Annotated in this window: 1 pseudogene; it reads left to right on the top strand. The window is 59.5% G+C overall.

Annotated features, from left to right (window positions below):
- Positions 1-128 precede the first annotated feature (128 nt).
- Positions 129-1116: pseudogene (locus QMX78_RS21440) on the top strand (IS3 family transposase); the annotation flags it as partial.
- Position 1117 lies beyond the last annotated feature (1 nt).

The following is a 1117-nucleotide window of genomic DNA, read 5'->3' as shown; positions in this document are numbered from 1 at the left end:
CCGGCCTCTGCCTCACGCAGGAAGCCAATGATCTGCTCTTCGGAAAAGCGCTTCTTCATGTCCAATCTCCGTCTCGTTGGGGATTGAACTCCAAATCGCCGCGCTACTCAAAATCGGGGGAACGTCGCTGGAAGTCCAAGTACGGCGGCATGGAAGCTTCGGACGTGCAGCGGTTGCGGGACGTTGAAGCTGAGCACGCAAAGCTGAAGCGGATGTACGCCGAACTGACGATGGAGAATCTTGCGTTGAAGGATCTGATTGCAAAAAGCTGTAGACCCGGCGCATAAGCGCCCGCTCTTGGCCTGGTTGCAGAAGCGCCACGGCTGGAGCGAACGCCGGGCCTGTGCGGCGATTGGAATGCCCCGGTCGACGGCGCGCTACCGTTATCGACCGGATCGGGACGAAGAGGTGATCGCGCTATTGGCCGAGCTCTCTGAGCGTTTTCCGGAGCGCGGCTTCGGCAAGCTGTTTCAACTGATTCGTCGTCGCGGTTTGGTATGGAATCACAAGCGTGTCTGGCGTGTGTACTGCCTTATGAAGCTCAATCAGCGTCGACGAGGGAAGAAGCGTCTTACGAACCGGCACCCGATGCCATTGGTGGCCGGCGAGCAGATCAACGGCAGCTGGTCGATCGACTTCATGTCCGACGCGCTTTGGGATGGGCGAAGGTTCCGGACATTCAACGTGATCGACGATTTCAGCCGCGAGGCTTTGGCCATCGAAGTTGATTTGTATTTACCGGCTACGCGGGTCATCCGCACTTTGGAACGAATTGCAGCGTGGCGCGGCTATCCCGCAAAGCTTCGCCTGGACAACGGCCCCGAGTTCATCGCCCTGGCGTTGGCGGAATCGGCGGAGCGCAAGAACATCGCGCTGGATTTTATCGAGCCAGGACGGCCGATGCAGAAAGGCTTCATCGAACGCTTCAATGGCAGCTTCCGACGCGGCGTGCTGGATATGCACGTCTTCCGCAACCTCGGAGAAGTACGCGAACAGGCGGAGCGGTGGCTGGCCGATTACAACACCGAGATACCTCACGACAGCCTCGGGGGGGGGGCCCCCCCCCCCCCGCACCCCCACACCAGACCCCCCAACACAAAAATAAAAGGAGCGTGAT

Origin of the sequence: Stenotrophomonas sp. PS02298 (assembly GCF_029959445.1) — a bacterium.
Lineage (GTDB): Bacteria > Pseudomonadota > Gammaproteobacteria > Xanthomonadales > Xanthomonadaceae > Stenotrophomonas.
Note: the sequence above shows the minus strand (reverse complement) of the source record. Positions and strands in the feature narration are given on the sequence as shown.